This is a genomic window from Vibrio sp. D417a, from assembly GCF_030248595.1.
Classification (GTDB): domain Bacteria; phylum Pseudomonadota; class Gammaproteobacteria; order Enterobacterales; family Vibrionaceae; genus Vibrio; species Vibrio alginolyticus.
Window position 1 is genome coordinate 119,011 of the sequence record NZ_JAHGAM010000007.1, and the last position, 22,119, is coordinate 141,129.

General features: G+C 44.1%; 22 protein-coding genes. 5 read left to right on the forward strand and 17 right to left on the reverse strand.

The genetic code is table 11. The features are described 5' to 3' along the window. Window positions 1-3: 3 nt before the first annotated feature. The gene (accD, locus tag KI742_RS08440) at window positions 4-867 is read right to left on the reverse strand and encodes an acetyl-CoA carboxylase, carboxyltransferase subunit beta (RefSeq protein WP_017821534.1); all 864 of its coding nucleotides are present in this window, start codon (window positions 865-867) and stop codon (window positions 4-6) included. A gap of 141 nt (window positions 868-1,008) precedes the next feature. Between accD and KI742_RS08445 the strand changes: the two genes are divergently transcribed. Then, window positions 1,009-1,908 carry a LysR family transcriptional regulator gene (locus KI742_RS08445; protein WP_053303804.1) on the forward strand — a complete coding sequence of 300 codons (900 nt, stop codon included), beginning with the start codon at window positions 1,009-1,011 and terminating at the stop codon, window positions 1,906-1,908. Between the two features lie 148 nt (window positions 1,909-2,056). On the opposite strand, the gene KI742_RS08450 is transcribed toward KI742_RS08445, so the two are convergent. Together KI742_RS08450 and KI742_RS08455 are read right to left on the reverse strand one after the other, a co-directional pair. Continuing rightward, on the reverse strand, window positions 2,057-3,616 hold the full coding sequence (locus KI742_RS08450; RefSeq protein ID WP_017635256.1) for a methyl-accepting chemotaxis protein: 1,560 nt from the start codon (window positions 3,614-3,616) through the stop codon (window positions 2,057-2,059). A 550-nt stretch (window positions 3,617-4,166) separates the two neighbouring features. Beyond that, window positions 4,167-5,243, reverse strand: coding sequence for a nickel/cobalt efflux protein RcnA (locus tag KI742_RS08455; protein ID WP_285385754.1), 1,077 nt, complete (start codon window positions 5,241-5,243; stop codon window positions 4,167-4,169). A gap of 135 nt (window positions 5,244-5,378) precedes the next feature. Between KI742_RS08455 and rcnR the strand changes: the two genes are divergently transcribed. After that, window positions 5,379-5,651 carry a Ni(II)/Co(II)-binding transcriptional repressor RcnR gene (rcnR, locus tag KI742_RS08460; RefSeq protein WP_005375370.1) on the forward strand — a complete coding sequence of 91 codons (273 nt, stop codon included), beginning with the start codon at window positions 5,379-5,381 and terminating at the stop codon, window positions 5,649-5,651. A gap of 359 nt (window positions 5,652-6,010) precedes the next feature. Here the strand turns inward: rcnR and KI742_RS08465 are convergent, their stop codons facing one another. The 4 genes from KI742_RS08465 to KI742_RS08480 form a co-directional block, all read right to left on the reverse strand. Then, window positions 6,011-6,646, reverse strand: coding sequence for a DsbA family protein (locus KI742_RS08465; protein ID WP_285385755.1), 636 nt, complete (start codon window positions 6,644-6,646; stop codon window positions 6,011-6,013). A gap of 32 nt (window positions 6,647-6,678) precedes the next feature. After that, window positions 6,679-7,560 carry a glutathione S-transferase C-terminal domain-containing protein gene (locus KI742_RS08470; RefSeq protein WP_285385756.1) on the reverse strand — a complete coding sequence of 294 codons (882 nt, stop codon included), beginning with the start codon at window positions 7,558-7,560 and terminating at the stop codon, window positions 6,679-6,681. A gap of 96 nt (window positions 7,561-7,656) precedes the next feature. After that, window positions 7,657-8,121, reverse strand: coding sequence for a Dps family protein (locus tag KI742_RS08475; protein WP_053303808.1), 465 nt, complete (start codon window positions 8,119-8,121; stop codon window positions 7,657-7,659). Window positions 8,122-8,131: 10 nt separating this feature from the next. Continuing rightward, complete coding sequence (locus KI742_RS08480) at window positions 8,132-8,671, reverse strand: NADPH-dependent FMN reductase (protein ID WP_053303809.1); 540 nt, start codon at window positions 8,669-8,671, stop codon at window positions 8,132-8,134. Between the two features lie 147 nt (window positions 8,672-8,818). Here KI742_RS08480 and KI742_RS08485 point away from each other — a divergent pair, with 147 nt between their 5' ends. Further along, a complete protein-coding gene (locus KI742_RS08485; RefSeq protein ID WP_053303810.1) occupies window positions 8,819-9,718 on the forward strand; it encodes a LysR family transcriptional regulator in 900 nt (299 codons plus the stop codon). 91 nt (window positions 9,719-9,809) lie between these two features. Here the strand turns inward: KI742_RS08485 and KI742_RS08490 are convergent, their stop codons facing one another. Then, window positions 9,810-10,712, reverse strand: coding sequence for a DMT family transporter (locus KI742_RS08490; protein WP_053303811.1), 903 nt, complete (start codon window positions 10,710-10,712; stop codon window positions 9,810-9,812). 287 nt (window positions 10,713-10,999) lie between these two features. Between KI742_RS08490 and KI742_RS08495 the strand changes: the two genes are divergently transcribed. Continuing rightward, window positions 11,000-11,800: a hypothetical protein gene (locus KI742_RS08495; protein ID WP_202599865.1), complete on the forward strand. Its 801-nt coding sequence runs from the start codon at window positions 11,000-11,002 to the stop codon at window positions 11,798-11,800. Window positions 11,801-12,113: 313 nt separating this feature from the next. Here KI742_RS08495 and KI742_RS08500 read toward each other — a convergent pair whose 3' ends face one another. The 6 genes from KI742_RS08500 to ppiC form a co-directional block, all read right to left on the reverse strand. Continuing rightward, entirely contained in the window at window positions 12,114-13,868 is a 1,755-nt protein-coding gene (locus KI742_RS08500; RefSeq protein ID WP_373417463.1) for an ABC transporter permease subunit, read from the reverse strand. Between the two features lie 4 nt (window positions 13,869-13,872). Next, on the reverse strand, window positions 13,873-15,387 hold the full coding sequence (locus tag KI742_RS08505; protein ID WP_045400754.1) for an ABC transporter substrate-binding protein: 1,515 nt from the start codon (window positions 15,385-15,387) through the stop codon (window positions 13,873-13,875). Then, window positions 15,377-16,225, reverse strand: a complete 849-nt coding sequence (locus KI742_RS08510) for an ABC transporter ATP-binding protein (RefSeq protein WP_009698234.1) — start codon at window positions 16,223-16,225, stop codon at window positions 15,377-15,379. Before KI742_RS08510 ends, KI742_RS08505 begins: the two co-directional genes overlap by 11 nt. Window positions 16,226-16,245: 20 nt before the next feature. Next, window positions 16,246-17,007, reverse strand: a complete 762-nt coding sequence (locus KI742_RS08515; protein WP_285385764.1) for an ATP-binding cassette domain-containing protein — start codon at window positions 17,005-17,007, stop codon at window positions 16,246-16,248. Between the two features lie 172 nt (window positions 17,008-17,179). After that, window positions 17,180-18,484: an MATE family efflux transporter gene (locus KI742_RS08520; protein ID WP_285385767.1), complete on the reverse strand. Its 1,305-nt coding sequence runs from the start codon at window positions 18,482-18,484 to the stop codon at window positions 17,180-17,182. Between the two features lie 343 nt (window positions 18,485-18,827). Next, window positions 18,828-19,169 (reverse strand): peptidylprolyl isomerase PpiC, encoded by a 342-nt coding sequence (ppiC, locus tag KI742_RS08525; RefSeq protein ID WP_258460894.1) that lies wholly within the window; start codon window positions 19,167-19,169, stop codon window positions 18,828-18,830. Between the two features lie 215 nt (window positions 19,170-19,384). On the opposite strand from ppiC, the gene KI742_RS08530 reads away from it, so the two are divergent. Then, window positions 19,385-20,299, forward strand: coding sequence for a chemotaxis protein (locus KI742_RS08530; RefSeq protein WP_285385771.1), 915 nt, complete (start codon window positions 19,385-19,387; stop codon window positions 20,297-20,299). 80 nt (window positions 20,300-20,379) lie between these two features. Here the strand turns inward: KI742_RS08530 and KI742_RS08535 are convergent, their stop codons facing one another. The 3 genes from KI742_RS08535 to hutX form a co-directional block, all read right to left on the reverse strand. Then, window positions 20,380-20,916: an ATP:cob(I)alamin adenosyltransferase gene (locus tag KI742_RS08535; protein WP_285385772.1), complete on the reverse strand. Its 537-nt coding sequence runs from the start codon at window positions 20,914-20,916 to the stop codon at window positions 20,380-20,382. A 97-nt stretch (window positions 20,917-21,013) separates the two neighbouring features. Continuing rightward, window positions 21,014-21,544, reverse strand: coding sequence for a heme utilization protein HutZ (gene hutZ / locus KI742_RS08540; RefSeq protein WP_005375331.1), 531 nt, complete (start codon window positions 21,542-21,544; stop codon window positions 21,014-21,016). 56 nt (window positions 21,545-21,600) lie between these two features. After that, window positions 21,601-22,104, reverse strand: a complete 504-nt coding sequence (gene hutX, locus KI742_RS08545; RefSeq protein WP_132936320.1) for a heme utilization cystosolic carrier protein HutX — start codon at window positions 22,102-22,104, stop codon at window positions 21,601-21,603. Window positions 22,105-22,119 lie beyond the last annotated feature (15 nt).

Sequence of the window (22,119 nt, forward strand, 5' to 3'; positions counted from 1 at the left end):
AACCTATTCTGAGACCACCCTCGCGTTGGTTAACTTAGCCAGTAAGCGGCCAACGCGATCGCGCATTTCACGTCTATCGACAATCATATCTAGCGCACCATGCGCTAGTAAAAATTCACTTCGCTGAAACTCGTCTGGTAGCTTTTCACGTACCGTTTGCTCAATGACCCGTCTTCCCGCAAAGCCAATACTTGCTTTAGGTTCACCAATATTGATGTCTCCTAACATGGCTAAACTCGCCGAGACGCCACCATAAGTTTGGTCCGTCAATACTGAGATATAGGGTAATCTGTGCTCAGATAAGTGGTTTAACGCGGCGCTGGTTTTTGACATTTGCATGAGTGCCACCAAAGACTCTTGCATGCGCGCCCCTCCGCAAGCGGAAAAACATACTAACCCAGATTTTGTATTAATTGCGCTTTCAACTGCTCGGACAAACTTCTCGCCAACCACTGCGCCCATCGAGCCTGCCATGAAAGAGAATTCGAATGCACACGCAACAACAGGCAGCCCCAATAACTTGCCCTCCATCACCACCAACGCATCTTTTTCTCCAGTCGTTTTCTGTGCTAAAGCAATTCGCTCTTTATATCGCTTTAAGTCTTTAAAACCCAAAATATCTTGTGGCTCCAACTCACTTGCCAACTCTTGTTGTGTTCCATGGTCCAGAAAAGAGATCAACCTTTGACGCGCAGCCATTCTCATGTGATATGAGCATTTAGGGCATACTTCCAAATTTTCTTTTAACGCGGCACGATAAAGTATTTGTTCACACTCAGGACACTTTGTCCAAACGCCCTCAGGGATAGACGCTTTGCGCGAACCTATTATATTTTTATTCTCAAATAACCGTTCTAACCAGCTCATAAATTCACCACTATTGATTACGTTCTAGCGCGATATCTCGTTGTTTGTTCGCTTAAACTTGTAAATAAAATTGTATGTAACTTAGTACAGAGATAAAGTGCGATATGCTGGCTTGATAATCCAATAAAGTGGGATAATGAAATGTTTGATAACGTTGACCAAATCTGGTTAAAAAGTTTTCACTGTGTTTATGAGAACAACAGCTTTAAGCGAGCCGCTGAGTGTTTGAACATACCAACATCAAATATCAGCCGACACATTGCCCTGCTTGAAGAAAAGTTAAACATTAGGTTGTTCAATAGAACAACAAGGCGAATGACGCCTACCGAGGCTGGAGAAGAGCTCTATAGCAGCACTCATCCGTTATTGGAGCAACTCAACGCCGCACTAGAAACGGTAACGCGCCACTCACACACGGTAACAGGGAAACTGCGAATTCTTATGCCAGACACACCTGTACTGGCCAAAGCGGTTGTCACCTTTTGCACGCAATACCCGTCAATCTCTTTGTCTTGCGATACAACGCTAAACCCTAAAGATGATGTTATTGACAGCTTTGATGTCATTTTGAGTTTTCATAGAGGGACTTTGTCAGACAGTAACTGGGTGGCGAGAGAGATAAAACGCTGGCCCAGTGCCATTTTAGCCGCGCCTCAACTAATTGAGAAATACGCCACCCCTTACAAAATTACGGATCTAAGTCATGTTCCCTGCATCACGACGCTTACCGCAGTAAATGGTGCACCATGGGTATTCAGAAACCCTGTTGGGGGCCATATTACTCAAACTGTGCAATCTTCATTCAAAGTAAACAGCGGTCATCTCGCCAGATATGGCGCGTTATCAGGGCTTGGATACGCAATATTGCCAATTGAGTCATGCCAAAATGAGATCAAAAATGGTGAGCTAGAAATCGTCACTCTAGAGTACGAACCTGAGGATTTAGTGCTTTACGCCTTTTACTCGTCTAGAAAACATGTAGCTAAGAAAATATCTATATTTGTTGAACATTTAAAGCAAAATGCGAAACTTAACGCTTAGCTAAGCTTTACTCAACTAATTTATCATATTTTGTTTTATCGTTTAGAAAGGACAGACACCGCTAAGCGATTTGAGACTCGATTTTTTCAAATAAAAAAGCCAGCAATTAACATTTACTGGCTTTTTATTAAAGAGGGTCAGTTGGCGTTTAGATTCTAAACGCTCCCACGTGACGATCGAGTGTTCGCGATAGCTCCGCGAGTTGTTGACTTGATTCTTCTAGTTGCTCACTCGCCGTTAGCGCACTTTTCACTGAGTGGCTGACGGTATCCATGTTCATATTAATTTCGTTTGCTACCGTTGATTGCTGTTCTGTTGCGGTTGCTACTTGAGTATTGATATCTGAAATAGTCGTCACTTGTGCAGCTATTGCTTCTAAAGCCTGTCGAGCTAACTCAGTTTCTGCCGTTCCTTCTTCAATAAGAGTCTTACTATTACTCATTGAATTCACCGCACTTTGAGCTTCAGTTTGTAGCTGGTGAATCATATTGTCAATTTCATCGGTAGAATGAGCCGTTTTAGTCGCTAGGTTGCGAACTTCATCAGCGACTACTGCAAAACCTCGGCCGGCATCACCAGCGCGTGCAGCTTCGATAGCCGCATTGAGAGCCAATAGATTGGTTTGCTCCGAAATACCTCTAATCACCTCTAGAATACTACCAATCGACTGAGTATTTTCAGCAAGACTCACGATAATGTTGGAAGTGCTGTTCATCTCGTTTTCAAGATTAGTCATCGCCGTTTTGGTTCTTTCTAGCGTCGTGTAGCCATCTTGCGCTTCATTACTTGCTGCACTCGCAGCATTTGCCGCTCCGGCAGCATTGGAGGCAATTTCATTGACCGTCGCAATCATTTCGTTCATGGATGTGACAACCAGCATGGTTTGCTCGTTCTGCTCTTGCCCTCTTGTGAGCGCTTGCTGAGATTGCCCACGCAAAGCGACAGCTGAACTATTAAGCTCCACACCAGTATTTACAACTTGTGTAATAATCTCATGTACTTTCCCAACAAAAACGTTGAAAGCAGAAGAAATTTGCGCGACTTCGTCATTACCTTTCGCTGGCAAACGAACGGTTAAGTCTCCGTCTCCTTTTGAGATGTCTTGTAGAGCGTCTTTAAGCGCAGAAAGCGGTCTCATCAGTTTATTTAGCAGAAGTGACAGAATCAAAACACACATAACGAAGATCGCCACCATAGAGATCAACTGGTAAGTAATAATTCCATTCGTCGCTTGGCTCACTTCGGTAATAGGAATACCAATATCAAAAGTACCGTATAACTGACCATCCACATAAATTGGTGCCATGATGTCAAACACCCATACTTTCTGGACATCGGCATACCACTTTGAGTACTGTTGAACACCTCTCGTCGCGCCTTCAACAGTATATTCATCGTTATAGGTTTTGTTCAGCTTGTGCTTATCACTGTGGGCTACTGCCGTTACGTTACGGTCAATTACAACGGCATAACTCACGTCTGAACGTTGTTTCAGCCCCTCAACAAGCGATTGTAAATCTTGCATTGGATTGGCTGAGTTCTCCAAAATATAACTCGCATTTCCCGCTAGAAACTCAGCTTGAACTTGGGATTTGTTTAAGATGATGTCATCGATTTTCTGACTCGAAATTAGGTACGTTGATGCCATACTCGCCACGACAGCAATACCAAACATGGCGCAGACTGCTAATAAGATGATTCTTTTCATTATAATTGTCTCAATACAATTCAATTGATGCTCATTAATCGAGCGCTAAGCCTTTCTTCTCCAAAACCAACCAAACTGCATTTTGGGTCTGTTTGGCAGAGCAAGACATAACTTTATAACTATGTATCTGCTTGGTTCCCGATTACTTTAGACAGAAGGAAAAAAAGTCTTCAAAACGTCACATTTCTACGAGGTTTGGCGAAGGGACGAGTACGCAAAAGGAAACGTTTGCATAGTTAAATTTAACTATGCGACCAAATTGGTATCGAACATTAAAGAAAAGACTTCTAATTAGCGTTTTGACCGTCGGGAGCGCTGTGGTCAGTGCTCCCGTTTTATCATTTAGTATCTCAGGTTCAGATATTAGAGCCACAATCGCAGCGGTTGTAATACGAGATGTTTGGTGAAGCGAGAATGACTTGGTTTGTAGATATGGCAGCGATGTCAGATCGAGTAATTCTCAATCAAGAATCGGCAGCAAAATATGCAAACCAAGGCATGAAGCCATTGCCCATAAAAAAAGAAAGGAAAAAAATCTTTACCACAGAGTTTAGCTCGTCAGCGATATGTATCCATGCATACCCATGTATAAACCAACTGCACTGATCAAGACGCCCGATAAGTAAGGAGCTCGACGTGCAACATCATTCAAACCGCTCCATTTAGATGTCGCTTTTTGCACGCCCACTGCTGCCACAACGCCAACAGCAACCAGAGTCAAGGCTAAGCCAATACTGAATGACACAACTAAAGTCGCACCAAGAGTCATTTCCTTAAGCTGCAAACAGATAAGCAAAACCGTTACCGCAGCAGGGCATGGAATCAAACCGCCCGTTAATCCAAACAGCAGAATTTGCCCATTCGTCACGTCTCGATTCTCAAAGCGCTTTTGAATGTCTAAAGCGTGAGCGCGCTCGTGAGCATCTTGATATTCCTTATCTTCGCTTTCTAAATGAGAACCAGGACGGAAATGTACATCAAAGTCATGGGTATGATCATGGTGCCCGATGATCAAAGTGACAGAAAGTCCATTAGAGACTTCAATGCAAGACGCCGATTCCAAGTATCCATCACGCTCTATAAAGTGATAAATATCAGCAGGTTGATAACCATCACTCGATACCGAAACCTTGATACCTTCAGCAGTTAAAGGTTTACCGCTGAGTGTTCGCAACTGGAAACGGTGATGCTCCCCTTCCTCTGTAATCGAAAGCGAAACATGCCCATGTCCTGTATCCACAACTTGCGTCGTCCAATCGCGAGCATGATCCTGAGCTTTGTTCCAAGCTCGCTCATCGCTCCATGTCCGCCAAAACATCCATACGCCGGTTGTCACGATAATGACCCCAGACATAAGTTGCATCCATGGTTCAGCCGCTTCAGCGGTGAATTTCTGGCTAATATACATCCCGCCAACAGCGATTAACCATACAATTACAGTGTGAGAAAGTGTGGCAGCTAAACCCAGCATCACGGCTTGTTTGACCGTTCCTTTCACCGCGACAATGAACGCCGCCATCATCGTTTTAGAGTGCCCAGGTTCTAAACCATGCAAAGCGCCAAGCAAAATGGCACTGGGAATAAAGAACCACCCATTACCTTGTTGTAGTAACGCGACAAAATCCATTGTTGTTCTCTGTTGTTGATTCTAATTTATCGCAAACTATACTCCCCCCTAGTATTAAATACTACCCCCCAGTATAAATTGAGTGCTACATTATCAGTTAGAATAACTCTGCCCGTAACTTAAAGAAGATAAGACATGTCGCATACAACCAGAGATCAAAAGAAGCTCAACACTCGAGTCAGTAAAATACAGGGTCAGGTGAATGGACTTAAAAAAATGCTGGAAGAAGAGCATGAATGCCAAGATGTGTTGCAGCAGATTGCCGCTATTCGGGGGGCAGTAAATGGTTTGATGCGAGAAGTAATTAAAGGTCACTTACTTGAACACGTCGTACTTGAGGAAGACAAAACTCAACGTGAAAAAGATATGGAAGTCGTATTAAAAGTACTGGACTCTTATATAAAGTAACCCTACTTCGCTAGAGTAAAGTCACTAAGGTTAAACTCGAATATATCCTTTATAGGTAATCGCTTACTAAGCGGGAAATAGCAATGGCAGATATAGACCATACTACCTGCCATTTACATAACAATATATTCCGTAACAACCTCACTTAGTGCCGTAAATTCCCTAATAATGCTCACATCAATCATTCTGGCTGCAACTTTAACCAGAACCGACTTGATACACATAGGGGCAAAATCTATTCAGGTTGGAAAGTACTTATATCCATCAGATGGATAACTTTAACTCACACAAATTGAAAAAAGCCAGCTATCTAGCTGGCTAAAGGCATTGTGAAAATTTGAAAAGGCTTTTCTTGGGACTCAAACTTTATTTGTGAGCTCTTTTAATGTTTTACGCAATGTATTGATACCGAGAGCACCCGGTACAACCCACCCTTTATTGATAACCAACGTTGGCGTAGAAGTGATGTCATATTCTTGAGCCAACTTTCTGTCACGCTGTATCTCAGCTTGTCGCTCCGGAGAAGCAAAGTCCTCAAGAAAACGAGCCTTATTCAGCCCAACCTCACCAGCAATTTCTGTAAGCTCGTCCAAATCACCAATATTTCTGTTTTCACTCATATGTGAATGTGTAACAGCATCAAAATAGTCCCAGTAAGCACTGGATCCTCCCTGTTGTTCAGCCGCCTTACATGCCACCAAACCTGGCGTTGAAAATGGGTATTCAAACGTCTGCTGACGCATCCCTTCTACGTTTACGCGCTTTTTATCGTCGGCACGCGCACATTGCTCCCAGTGTTCCAAAATAATTTGCTTCGCTTGTTTCATTGAGCCAAACTTGCCAATCATTTCTTCCCGTGAGGCAGACAAAGCAAATGCATGATGATGGATATCTAAATTAAACTCTTTTTCAAGCTGGCGTAGTCGAGGTGACAAAACATAACACCACCCACAAATGACGTCGTGAAAAAAATCGACTCTAATTTTTTTGCTCATTACTTTTCTCCAAGATTGAAAGTATTACTGGCTTACCAACTAATGACCGGTCCTGCTGGAACAATTCCATAAGGGTTAATGTGCTTGTGCGAGAAGTAGTAATGCAACTTCATGTACTCGATATCGATCGTTTTTCTGATGCTCTCATGACTGAGTAAATCCAGCATATACTGGTAAAGGTTATCGAAGGCTTTTAGTGGCTTTTTATTGGCCTTAAAGTGAACTTCATAAACGGCTTCAAACCTGACAAGTGTGGGTAACAGAAACAGATCCGATAGTGTGATATTCGAACCATACAGATAACGAGTTTGACTTAGCCTGTTGTTCAACTGCTCCATAGCATCAAATAAGGTGTCACTGGCTAGATCATATTCTGCCTGCTCTGTGGCAAAACCAACGTGGTAGACCTTTCGATTCACATTGACGTGTAACCACTCGTTGAGCTTTTCTATTTCTTCTCGCAGACTATCTGGAACCAACTCAACTTTGTTCTTAGCTAAAGGTAGCCAGTTGGTAGCAAGCTCCATTGCTATCGCAGAGGAATCATTACCTACAATTGCATGCTCTTGTCTGTCCCATAGTATCGGTACTGTTACTCTTCCCGTGTAATTTGGATTTGCTCGTTGGTAAAGCTCTATCAAGTTTTGAGAGCCGTACAAAGGATCTGAGTTAGCATCGTCAAATAACCATCCGTCGGAATATCGCTTTGCTGCAACAGAAGAAACAGTTATTGCGTCATTCAATCCTAGGTAATTGATCACCAGATAAGGCCGATGGGCAAAAGGGCAAGCAAACGACATGTACAAGTGATAACGCCCTTGCTCAGCGACTTTTGGCAATTCAAAGCTGTCCTCATGAGACAGGTCTTTTACTTCTTTATTTGGATACCAAATCCCTTTTTCTAAAACAGCCATGGGGTGCACCTACATACTTAAATTAAGGAAACATATGTAATAACGCGAGCTTTCGCTCAACGTTACATTGTTAAGGTATACAGCGACGAATTTGACTCACAGCATTGAACGTAACATCCAGGCTGTTTTTTCATGCTCTCGCATTCGATCAGAAACCAATGAAGCAGAAGATTCATCATCCCCATCCTGAGCCAATTTCAGAACGTCTCGGCAAGTCTTGACCACTTGCTCATGAGAACGAACAAGAATAGACACCATTTGTTCTGCTGAGGGCACGCCATCTACTTCAGAAACTGAGCTAAGGTCGGCGAACGCTTTGTAAGTCCCTGGCGCAACTTCACCTAGTGTTCGTATTCGCTCAGCAATGTCATCGACGGCGATTGCCAATGCGTTGTATTGCTCTTCAAACATAAGATGTAGCTCGCGAAATTGGGGGCCAGTAACGTTCCAATGAAAATTATGCGTTTGCAAATACAAAGTGTAGGAGTCTGCCAGAAGGCGTTTAAGCGCTTCTCCAATCACAACACGATCCTGTTCGTTTATACCAATATCCACTTTCATACCTACGCTCCTATAGTGCGTTTTCAAAGGAAGACATCAGCGCTTCCAGTTCAACTTTAGTCGCTACGTCAAACTCACCATCGTGAATTTTCTCCTGATAACTCCCTAAACTGTAGATTCCTTTAACGTCGCCACCCCACCATGGCATTAGCTCCGCCATCGTTCTGAGATTGGTCGCACCGCCATTCGGTCCAGGAGAAGTACTGACTAAAAGAACGGGTTTCTTATCGTCACCAAAGAAGGATTTACCTGATTCAGCAACACGTGAAAGCCAGTCAATGACATTCTTTAAAAATGCGGGCATAGAGCCGTTGTGCTCAGGAGAAGCAATAATCAGCGCATCGTGTTCATTCATCATTTGTCTCAATGTGATGGCGTCGGCTGGTATACCTTTTGACTCTGCATCAATGCCATACATTGGCAAATCGAAATCTTTCAATTCGATGATGGTCACTTTAGTTTGGGTGGCTTTTTCAGCCAAGGAACGAATCAGAGTATTATGGATTGACTGACTGTGATTACTTCCCGAGAGCGCGAGTATCTTTTTCATGAGTTAGTCCTGTTAGGTATTTAAGGTCAACACCTCAGTGTTGGTGATTACAATAAATACTAATTGACTAGCATTGGTGAATAAACTATATGTTAGTAACTAAATAGTTTACTTTTGGTAAACAATAAGAGTTTAAATGAGGTCGAAGTGGATAAAATAAGGGCGCTAACCGTTTTCAGAAGGGTTGTGGAACTGGGAAGCTTCAAAGCAGCAGCTGAAGATTTAAGTCTGTCAAAAGCAGCCGTTAGTAAGAATATCAATGAGTTGGAAGACTATCTTAAAAGCCCTCTGATAAACCGAACTACGCGTAACATGCACATAACGGATAATGGTCAACTTTACTACAATCAGGTTTGCAACATATTAGATGATTTGAAACATGCTGATTTGTCAGTCATCGAGTCGTCTCATACGTTAAAAGGATCACTGAAAATAAGCGTTCCTATGTCGTTAGGAATTTTAGAAATTAACCCCATCATTTGTGAATTCATGCACCAATATCCTGATTTGTCTATTGAAGTTGTCATGAGTGACCAATATGTCGATCTCATCGACTCAGGCATTGATATAGCGATTCGAGGAGGGGGAGAATTAAGCAATTCTAGTTTAAGATCCCGAAAGCTTATCGATATGAGACGAGTGCTTTGCGCTTCTCCTGAATATCTTTCAAAATCCAGCGAGATTCTTAAGCCAGAAGATCTCGCTCATCATAAGTGCCTCATATACAGTTTTTCTTCGTCAGCAAGACGTTGGCTATTCAGAAATGAGGATGAAGTCAAAGAGATCGAGCTTCAATCAAGTTCTTATGTCGTAAACAATGGATTAGCGCTCAAGCAAACAGCGTGCTCAGGCCATGGTATTTTATTGCTGCCGGATTTATTCGTTAAAGGCGAGTTAGAATCTGGGGAATTAGTTGAGGTTTTATCGATGTGGCAAGCTGATAGGCATTCACTGTATGTTGTTTATCCTTTCCATAAAGAGCAATCTCAAAAAGTCAGAACTTTTATTGATTTTGTCGTTAAACACTTCGAAAACAAACAGCACTAGCCTTCACCTTCTCCTGTCAAATTGATTACCTGAGCATGAAAACGCAACCTTTGTGAGAAGGTGGCCAGATGTGAGAAGGTGGCCAGATTTTTCAACAGACTTGATTTCGCTCGGCCTGACTATTCGACACTTGCAATACCACAGTAGAAAGAATGGATAGTGCAATACCAGGATATACAGCTGTGGGTATACTCTTTCCATCAAATAACAACATGATAAAAGCAACAAATACAGGACTTAGATAAATATAAGCCATCACTTTTGCAGGCCCCAGTACAACGGTGGCTTTGTGGATGATAAAGGTTGAGAGCAATGTCGCAAACAAAGCGAGGTATAGCATGTGCAAGGTAAGCTCGGCATTTAATGCAAACCAGTCTAGTGGTTGATGGAATACAAACAATGCCAGCAACATCCAGAAGGCACCGCCAATCAGAGTACAAAACACGGTAACAATGGTTTCTTCTCCACGATGAAAAACTTTCATCGAGACAGAAAAACACACCATAGACATACACCCGAGCAAAAACAAAATATCTCCTTTGTTGAGGTTTAGTTTCAATAATGTCTCTAAATCTCCTTTCACAACCACCCAACATGTCCCGACAGTCCCTACCAAATAAACGCCAAGCATCTGAATAGATAATTTTTCCTTAAAGAGGAAAACACTAACAATGGCAGTAATAAATGGCACTAATGTATACAGTGTGCCTGTGTTTAATGCCGTGGTTGTCTGCAAAGCCCTGAACATACATATAAAAAAGATCGCAAAGAAAAGGCTCATGATAAGACTTCTTGGAAACACATCTTTTGCCATTTTGATGCGATGTTTCTTTGTCAGAATAAAAGGAAACAATACCAGTGCTGCAAGCAGGAATCTCAATAACGTTAAGGAGAATGGATTGATTACACCGGATAGTTTTTCTGAAGATAAAAAAGATCCTGCAACCAGCGCTGTCACTAATAAGGACAAAAGGTGATATTTAATATTTTTCACATCAAGGCCATCTATTTTAAGGGGATAAATACTCTACTAGTGCTCAAGCACTAAAGACTTAACCATAACAGCCGCATTGAGTAATTAAAGCTCCATTTAGTAACTTAACTGTTTACCAAAGAGAAATAGTTTGTAGTAATTGACTCCTTATTAATACACCTCCACATCGTCAGTTCACTATTGGTAAACAATTTGTTTACCTGAGTGCTGTTTATCTGATTTAGCGCGACTTCTACACTTAGGCCTGAAAACACAACTCATCGTCCTATAATCAAGCAGGAGACCGAATGATGAAAAAATGGATCAATTTAGTATTAGTGAGCATGATTGCCACTATGCCGATCGCACAAAGCGTAGCAAAAACAATGTCAACAGAGGGTCAGCTGACTCTGTCTTACAGTGATGGTAGAGCGCCAACTCAAGGCGTTGAGAAGGTCAACGAAGTGCTCAAAACTATTGGTGTGCGAGTTAGTACCGTTTCGCTGCCTGAAGAAGCCAAACCTATTCTGGAAATATCCAAAAAAAGAGCTATTACAAAGGAAGAAAGTGAAAAACTAATCTCACTATTTTCTATGCACCGTGGTGACTTACTGGATCAAATCGAAAAAGCTGGCCGATTACCAGAGGCACACAGAGGCGGTTTCCTATCGACGTCTGAAGTAGGCGTTGCTCCATATCCAAAGGTTTATGATATGAAAGCAATGACTCCAGAAGTTATGCACTTTCTACAAGAAAAATTCGGCAAGTTACATGTTAATAGCTCAGAGAATGGCGTAGGTATCGATGAAGTGATGACCATCGTGTCTGGTGGGCCATGGACTTGGTTCTTTGTATTACCAGACAATGTGATTGGTAAACTGACGCTGAGTCACGTCTCACTAGATGGTGATGCGTGGCGAATCAGCTACCCAGGTCTCGTACCTCATGGTGGGTTCTTAGATGCACCTTATGGCTTGGTTGTCGCTTATGCACACGGCCCTAAAAACTTTGTTATGCGTTATGAAGAGCCGAGTGTTGAAGGTACGGAAACGCTGGGTACTAACTCATGGATCGACTTCAGCGGCGATATTCCAAAGCTACTGGATTAATATCAAAAGTACGACAAACCAAGACTAACGAAAAAAATGACTCGGCTTACTTGCTGAGTCTTTTTTCATTTTTAGGGGATATCACTCCTTTGGTTAACGAAGTGTCCTTGGTAAGTATAACTTTTCTTTAACTAGCAACAGCTTAGCGATAGAAAAGCCAACTGTATAGGTAATAAGTGGGGATTGAGCGCTTCCAATATACATAGACCGTGCTGTGTACTTTCTGGCAGAAAACACATCCTTTTGTTTTCTAAATTACCAAATTACTGATTACATCTGGATATGGAAGCTCACTTCACTTTATCGCTGCTCGTCACTTGTCATCAAAAATCAAATTCACCGCAATTGCCATCAAAACTAAGCCTGAGATTGGCAGTAAAACACCTAATGGCGAGCGCTCAATGTAAGGCAGATTCTCTGCAATCAATAAGCCCCACTCAGGTTCTGGCGGCTTAACGCCAAGTCCGATAAAACTCAGAGACGTCAGGCTGAGCGTAATGTACGGCAAACGCAAAAACGCGTGACGAATCAATGGCGGCAGCACATAAGGCAACAAGTAGTAACGGAGAACTCGCCACTGACTGGTTCCCCAAATGGGTGCAAGATGTGTATAAGGCTGCGCTTTGGCTTCCATCAACAAACTTGCACAGTGCGCTGCTAATGGTGCCCATGACACCATAACAATCGCAATCAAGGCACTGTTTGGGTTCATCCCCGTTAGACCAGCAATCAACAGACCCGCCACAATGTATGGCACACCTTTGGTGATCTCAATTAAGCCTTGGCTATAACGAGTCACGAAGCCGAGCAGCAAACCAATCACCAAAGTTAGGAACGTTGCGATGATGCCCATTTTGATTGTCGACATCATACCGCCGCCAACACGAGCAAGCAGATCTCGCCCGACCGCATCGGCACCAAACGGTGCTGCTAAGCTTGGCGATTCAAGGCGGGTAAATTGGATGGTGTAAGGATCGCGCATTAACGCCCATCCCGCACAACCAATCAGCAAGGCAAAGATTGTCGCACTGACGATACGTTTGGTGGTGCTTTGGGTAAAACGGAACGTACTGTGACTGCTGATCAGCTTGCCACTTGTGACACTGTGCCCGAGTAACCAACGTTGCAATAAGATGCTCGCACTGCTGATCAACATCGAGAACACCAGCAACACCAACAAGCCACCTTGCAGCATTGGCAGATCTTGTGACTTCGCCGCGCCTAAGATCAATCGTCCGATACCCGGAATGGAAAACACTTGCTCCACAGCAACCGCACCGCCGGTTAAACCAATCACCGTCATTGCGATTTGAGGAATCAAGTTACTAACGGCACGCCACAAGGCAAAGCGTAAGATTTGAAACTTACTGACGTTTGCCGATAGCCAAGTGATCACCCAAGGCTCATCTAATACTCGCTTGAGGCTGTCATTGAGCAAGCGCCCGAACAAACCAGCAGCAGGCAATGCTATTGCCAAACTGGGTAGCCAGAGGTTTTGCACACCTTGCCAACCATAAGGCGGGAACCAGCCCAACCAGATGGAAAACACCATGATCAGCAACGAAGCAATCACGTATTCAGGCAATGAAACCAACACCGAACTGAGCGTGTCATGATGCTTATCTAAACGATTCTGTTGCCAACGACGCACAGTGTAAAGGACGCTCGCCATACACATTACAAATGCCATGCCTAGCGCTGTAAGCATCAGTAATAGCGACGTTTTTGCGGTTTGTTTAACGCTCTCCATGACGGACGCCCCGCTCACCCAAGAGACACCTAAGTCACCTTGCATGGCAAGCGTCAACCAATCCCACAGTCGCTCAGCAGCGCTGCGGTCAAGTTGAAGATCTTCTCGAATTGCTTGCAGAGCTTCTGCCGTCAGCAATTGTTGAGCCCCCGCACGAGCACGGAGGATTGATTGGCTTGGGTCGATACCGGCAATGTCCGGCATCAAACCCACCAGCACAACCACTACCCCGAGTGACAGGAAGCGCGACAAAAAACGCGTAAACCATTCAGGCATACAAGCGCTCCAACGAGAGCGCATGTTGGCAACAGACGACATCGAGTTAGTTCACCTCAGTAAACTGGTCGATCAGGCGACGCTCACGTGGGTCACGTTGTGCATTCTTCACGCGGTCACTCTCACCTTGGATTACACGCTCGTGAAGCAGTGGAATCACAGCGTATTGCTCAAGGATTTTGCTTTCTGCTTCGATGATCGCTTGTTGGCGTTTCTCACCCAACGGCTGACGATCAGCGTGTTTCAATGCAGCATCCACTTCTTCAGAGCAGAACTGACCTAGGTTGTAAGAACCTTTACAGCTAAAGTCACTTTGCATGTACGCCACTGGGTCACCAGAATCCAACACTGTTGCACGTGACAACAAGAACGCATCGAACTTACCTGCTAGTGCATCGTTTTCGATTTGTGCGTATTCACGAACGTCTAGTTCAACCACAAAGCCGGCCGCTTCAAGTTGTTGCTTTAGCAGCACCGCCACTTCTGGCAGCTCAGCACGGTCGGTAAATGTACCGATGGTGATCTTCTCACCGTTCGCGTGGCGCATTTCCATGGTTTCCATACGAGGGTTCGCATCACGAATTGGTTGAGCCCATGCCAATGCTGGACCTAACAGACCTTTTGCTGAATCGGCGTGGTTCTCGTAAACCGTTTTGATGATTTGCTCACGGTTAACCGCTTGAGCAGCTGCTTTACGCAAACCGAACTGGCTAAACACATCTGATTTATTGTTTAGGTAAAGCGTGTTGGTACGTGGCATTGCGACTTCGTGCAGCTGTGAAGATTCCATCATCGCGATTTGCGAAACAGGAACCGCTTCAACGACATCCGCCTCACCGGTACGCAGTGCAGCAGCACGAGCAAAACCGTTTGGTACGTATTCAGCAAAGATACTGTCTACTTTTGCTTTTTCACCCCAGTAACCGTCAAAACGCTTCAGTTTCGCGCTGGTTGTCCCGTTGATTTCTGTCAGAACGAATGGACCCGTACCCGCATTGATTGGCACAACGCGACCGTTTTCTTGATATGCAGCACCAGAAAGGATCGCTAGCTGTGGGCTAGATAGACGGCTTGGCAACAATGGATCGTTAAAGGTCGTTTTGATTTCAACAGTGAAGTCGTCCAGTGCGCGAACTTGCCATTCGATACCATCCAAAATACGTGGTTTTGGTGCGGCATCTAATGCTTTTTGCAGAGAGTTCACGACCGCGTTGGCATCAAGCTCAGAACCATCGTGGAATTTCACGCCTTTACGTACCTTAAATTGCCACGTCATCGGGTCAACTTGTTCCCACTCTGTTGCCAGCATAGGCTCTGCTACCGACTGATCGTTGAGGTTCACTAGCGTTTCTGCTGTGCTCCAACGTGACAGTTTGAACGCGTCATCTGAAAGTGGCGACAAACCTGTGCGTGGTGGTTGCATCATGGCAACGCGAATTTCCGTTGCTTGCGGTGCAGCTGCTTTTTCCGCTTCTGGCTTGCTTTCGCCAGAGTCAAAACAACCCGTCAACAGTGCGCTTAAAGCCAGCGACAAAGCTAACTTGGGAGTACTAAGGTGCATAAGAAACCTCTCCAATGGTTTTTGTGAATTCATTACTTTTGTGTTGAGCGCTCATCAAGGCTCTCGTGATCAAGTGTGATGGGTTATTTGTCACGTTCTGTGCTGTGCCGTGCTCGACAACGCGTCCTTTGTCTAACACTAGGATTTCATCGCATAGGGTTTGTGCCGCATCGAGGTCATGTGTCACCAAAATCAGGCGCATCTGACGACTTTTTTGAATGCCTGCCAACAGGTCAAGAATCTGTTTACGACTGACGGGGTCTAGGCTGCTGGTTGGCTCATCGGCAACCAACACACAAGGCTCGACAATCAAAGCTCTGGCGATAGCCACACGTTGCGCTTGCCCAACTGATAATTGCTGCGGGTTACGATCCAACAATGTGAGATCCAAACCGACATCCGCCAAGACCTTTTCCACCTTCTCGTTAAGCTCTTGCGTTAAACCAATGTTGCTTAGCGGCTCCAGTAAGATCTGGCGAACGGTGTAATACGGATTCAAGCTAGACTGCGGCTCTTGCGGAATCAGTTGAATGTGCTGACACAACTCTTGTCGCTGCTTAGCCGAGCTACGCGATAGCGGATAGCCACACACATACACTTCACCAGATGTGGGCTTACGAAGACCGAACAAAAGCTCAATCAAGGTCGATTTACCCGCACCAGAAGGACCAACAATCGCAATATTCTTTGTGTCGATAGCAAGATCCAATTGTTCAAGCGCTTTAAACGGTTTACCCCCTAACCAACTTGGTTTGGAGTAATAGTGAACACTGGCTTGCTCAAAGCGAACTTCCGCCGATTTAGGCTGCGTGTGCCCGCTCAAGTTGTGCTTAGTCAAAATAGGCTCCAGAGATGAGGTTAAGGCAGCAGTTGCGCAAGTTGTTGGCAGAAAGGATGCGAACTTTGCTGAATGGCTTGCCACGGTGCGCCATAAGCCACCATGGTGTTGTCCGCAATCACCAAGACTTTGTCACACACCAAAGCCGCAGATAGATCGTGCGTGATCAACAAACCACTGATGTTGCGTTGCTGAACACTACTGCGAAACAACTCAAGGATCTCCGCTTCGGTGATTGGATCGAGCGCACTGGTGGGCTCATCAGCGATGATCAAGTTAGCACTACCAAGCAACGCAATCGCAATACAAATACGCTGACGTTGACCACCAGATAGCTGACTTGGATGCTGCGCTAATGCTGCTTTTGGATCCGCAAATCCGAGTTGAGACAACAAGGTCGTCACCGTTTCTCGGTTTGCTGAAGACAAGCGCGTTTTGTTGCCCGTCAATGCCAAACACAGTTGTTGTTCGACAGACGCCAATGGATTCAGTGCTTTAAGTGCATCTTGGAAAATGACCGCAGGACGCTGAGATTGACTGCGTTGCAGCATGGCAGTTTGTGCGACTTCACAGCTGTTAAGCTGGATACTTCCGTCTACCCAAATATCAGACGGCAAAAAACCTGCGACGGCTTTCGACAACATGGATTTACCAATGCCGGAAGGTCCCATAATGGCAAGAACTTCACCTTGAAACAGCTCAAAAGAAATGTCTTTGAAGAGTGTGCGCTCTGAGTCTGTAAGGCTGAGATTATTAACGGAGAGTATTGGTCGAGAAATCACGGCATCAAACTAAATGTAATAATATAACATCACAAATAATATCATGCGGGTTAAAGCAAGGAAACCAGTCGGAAAGGTTATTTCATCACCTTTTTTAGATTTATCAGTAAGGGCAGATGGCCCCACCCTTGTTATAAGAACATCTAAATTAGGTCGTTTGTGACAGTGTGAATTAAAGACACTTTTGTTTAACTTGACCGAGGTATGGGAACAAGAAGACAAAACGCCCAACGTAGAACAAAGTGAATGCCAGCCACAAACCGTGATTGCACCAATATTGCACCGCAATAAATTGAGTCACTAAGAACAAAACCATGGTTAGGAAGGTAGAGTTACGCACTGGTCGCGTCGTCCCTGTACCGGTAAAGATGCCGTAAAACGTAAGACCAAAACCAGCAACCAACGGAAATGCCAATAACCAAGGGCTCATGTCTAGATACAGCTCAACAAGGTTTGGCAAAGTGGTAAATAACGACACCACTTGATGTTTGAACAGCACTAACAGCAAGGTCAAGACAACAACGAACGCCGCGGTCCATTGCGTGTTTAGCTTAATCACGTTATCAAGCAATGTCGGATTCTTCTGGCCTACGGCTTTACCTGCGAAGACGCTCGACGCATTCGCCACACCATCGAACATGTAGCTGACGATAAAGGTCACTTGCATCAAGATTGCGTTCGCAGCAAGCACATCAGAACCAAGCTGAGAGCCTACACGCGCCATCATGTTGAAGAACACCAATAGACACACAGTGCGAAGCAGCAGATCCATATTGGAAGACGCGATAACTTTGAGATCTTTACGCGTCATTTTCGCGGTCTGAATGTAATCAAACAGCGGGAAGCGACAGGTTTTCAACACCAGCACCGCACCAATAACAAACGTCGAAATTTGCGCGATAAGTGTCGCTACCGCAACGCCAGCAATGCCCATATCGAAGTACAACACAAAGACGATATCCAGCACGATGTTCAGCACGTTACCAAACACTTGCGTGAACAAGGTTTCTTTGGCTTCCGCCTGCCCCATCAACCAACCAATCACGGTGTAGTTCAGCAGTACAAACGGCGCACCAAAGATCATGATATCGAAGTAAGTCTTAGCGTTTTCTGCCACGACTGCATCAGGGGAGATAATCAGCTCTGCCCCCATCCAAATCACGGACTGCAACGCAATGAAAATCAAGCCAAGGCAGAGCGAAAGCACGAAAGGACGGAATAAGCTGCTCGCTTGATCTTCTGGGCTATTTTTACCTAATGCGATTGCACTTTGCCCCGTAGTACTTACGCGGAAAAAGCCAAACAGCCAATACAAGGTGTTCATGATGACGGTGCCGATCGCCACACCACCAATCATCTCAGCCACACCGAGTTTACCGATCACCGCGGTGTCCACCGCCCCCAATAATGGTTGGGTAACAGTAGAAACGATGAAAGGAAATGCGATTTTAAAATAGTCTTTATGAGTCAGGGACATCTTAAATTATGAACAGGGTTAATTTTTATAAGGTCGCTATCATATGCGAATGGCGCCCGAAGATGAACCAAAGTTCGCCAGCAAGGAATAGCATTGATAATTGATACAACCAGCCAACGTATTCTCATACCAAAGCTTGAAATAGGATAACGACTTATGAGAAAAGCCAAGTTAACTGCATATAAATGAGTTTCTAGTTTGGAAAGATTAGCGTTTGGTTGAGCATGGCAGATCAGAATGTATCTGCCATGTCATAACGGTAGTGATTGGTGAAAAGAGACCGTACAGATGATATTTAATGCTTGTGGGTTTCATCTGACAATGTTTAGGTCGATACCAAGCCTTATGTTCTGTAAAGCACCTTCACAATATGCCAACCGAACTTGGTTTTAACTAAATGCGGCGTTAACACTTCGCCAGAAAAGCACACTTTGTCGAATTGAGGTACCATTTGACCACGGCGGAATTCACCAAGGTCACCACCGCGTTTGCCTGACGGGCAAGTTGAATACTTCTTCGCTAATGTCTGAAACTTTGCGCCTTTTTTCAGTTGCTTGATTATGTCTTCCGCTTGCTCTTTGTGCTTCACAAGAATATGTAATGCGGCTGCTGTATTTGCCATTGATCTATCTCTCACTATTCTGGTCGCGCAAGTGTACCCAATCCTTTTTAACAGACCAAACATTTCTTAATAATAGCTCAGCGGTAAAGGCCCCAATACACGAGGAATATAAAATCGTCTACATAATGAGTTTAAAATACAAACAAGTTTTGCTCAGTTAATCACTATGTCTCTAAAAGATTGTCTAAAAAGCTCACATTTGTCTCTCCGATGGTTGAAGCCTTCGTCTGATAAGATTAGATTAGACACAATTCGGTGGTGTTTATAAGGTTATTTTCATGGCAAAAGTCATTAGCAAAGCGAATCAATCTCAGGGCATGTTGATGTTTAAGCTCACCCTGCAACAGAGTTTCGCTATCGGTACGCTAAAAGTCCGTGAAATCGTCCCGTACATGCCAACGACAAAGATCCCTTACTCGCATCATCACGTCATTGGAACCGTTACGATACGTAACTTAACAGTACCAGTGATCGATATGTCAGCGGCTGTTGGCTTTCGTCCTATAAGTGAAGAAGAATATAAAAGCTGCTACTTGATCGTGACAGATTGCTTGCGAACCGTGGTAGCTTTTATGGTTCGTAGTATAGAGAAGATCATTGAGTGCGATTGGAAAGCTATTGAAACGCCACCTCTGAGCGCTGGAAAAAATATTTTCGTGACTGGAATTACTCGCTACGAGGACAAAACTGTTCAAATGCTGGATGTGGAGCTGCTACTTTCCAAAATTTATCCGCAGTACGAGAATTCAAAGATCCCAATGCTGACAGATATTGAGCGAGAACGCCTAAAAGCACTCAGTATTCTATTGGTAGATGACTCTTCCATCGCTCGTAAACAGCTGTGTGACGCACTCGATAGCATCAATATTGGGTATCAAATCTGTAAAAATGGTTTAGATGCATTGGAACTGATGAAAAGTGACGCTGCGGCTCATCGCCCAATTGATATTCTGGTCAGCGATATTGAAATGCCCGGATTAGACGGTTATGAATTAGCATTTGAAGTTCAGAATAATTCCTCTCTGAACCATTCATACCGCATTTTACATACATCGTTATCGAGCGAAATCTGTGTAGACAGAGCTCACCAAGTTGGCGCGCATGAGGCACTTGAGAAATTCAATGCAGGAGAACTAATCGAAGCGATGCTTCGCGGAGCAAAAGAGCTAGAAGCCAAAGCTATGACTTCTTAACTCTTATTGGACGACTTGATTTGAGAATATAATGTAGTGCTTGTCCTATCCCTGATGCTCACATCCGCTAATTTCTCAGCTCACTTCTTTGGCATCGCGTAACTACGAGAAACGAATTCCGTCTCTTTGACTTGGTGAGCATGATTAATATAAGAAGCTAGGCTGTAAAGTACATTCGCTAATAAGTTCGCGTAACGAAACAAAATAGGTGCGGGCTGCTTCTTACCTGTATGTTCAACGGCAACTAATGCTCGTACCGTTTTTTTAGCTTGGCAACGGCACAAATGCAATTGACTGGCTGCCGGGTGCCCTCCGGGTAGAACAAAGCCTTTGAAGCCGCCATCAATGCGTTGTTTGAGCAAAGAATAATCGGCCTTTAACTCTTCAACTTCCGCCTCTGTAATCGCTAATTTTCCGCGAACCGAACCATTTAGATGATAAACATTAGGCTGCATTCTTGTCAGTATATCGCGGCTAAACTCGTCCAACTCCATAGCGAGAACAAGGCCAATACGACTACAAAGTTCATCTGCAGTAATTTCAAAGTCACAAACCGGACTGTCCTCGTAAATAAACGGATAGCAAATCTCGCTCAATTCCTTGCTTACAGGTTTCATGCTTTTGTTCCAATAGAAAAAAGGGAGTCAGTATAACCTAACTCCCTTTAAACGTTCATTATGCCAAATGATCGACATTCATATGATCGGTTAACAATCAGGCACTTTCGACTTTCTTGTGACCTTCTTGAAGGTGAACAAAGTCGACTAAATCATCACCAGACACTTGATACGCCTGACCAAAACCTTTAACAAATAGCCCCGATTCTGGCTTTAAGTTGAACAAAACGAAATCCTCTAGCTGGCTTAGACCATCAATAATCTCACCAAAACGCTCTTTCATTTGTCCAACAACTTGTTGCCACATCTCTGTGTCTCGCTCAACTACATTTGCTACCGCATCAAAAGTTAAGCGCTTACGAGCAAACAGCTGCTTTGAAGACTCTTCATCTTCGATCATCATCAATGAAACATTTGGATTTTCTAAAAGGTTACGGGCATGACGAGCGATTTTAGAAATGAGAACGAAATAACCTTCCTGGTTTTGGACATAAGGCGCGTAGCTTACATTCGGGCGACCTTCTGCATCGACAGTTGCAAGCTGAAGTGTACGACGCTCCTGACGGAACTCTTTGATCTCTGGCCCTAAACGACCTTGCAAACGCTCTTGTTTAACTTGTTGATCCATATTGATACCTGACTTTACTAATTAGTATTCGAGTTAAGCCTCGATTATGTTTGTGATTACTTTTTTAATTCGGCTTGTAGGGCGCGAAATGCGGTGACTTGCTCTTCAATCAACTCGCGCTTTTCGTTACGGCCTAAATAAACCTTGAAAATATTGCTTCCGCACTCCGAGAAAAAACCAAAATAGTGACTCTCTCTACCCATAAACGGTTTACTGACTAATGCGACATTTTTAACGTTATCTAATTTAAGGTGGCCGTGCAGTTCACCTTCTCTACCCATTAAATTGTAATAGCCACGCGCCACTTTTCCTTTTGGAAACGGCGCTTTAACTTCAAAGATAGAACCAAAAGAGTGGACGATGGTCGTCACCGGGCCAAAACCAACCAAACTTTCTAGGATGCTTTGCGCTTGCTCTCCTGGTGCAATAGCCACCATTTCCTGAGGTAGAGCCGCAACAACCTCAAACTCGGAAATGCCAAGACGCTCTGCCATCGCAGCTGGCAATAATCGTGGTTCTTGCTCTAGTAATACTTCAACTTGTTGCTTGATTGATTCCATTGTGTCTTCCGTTTT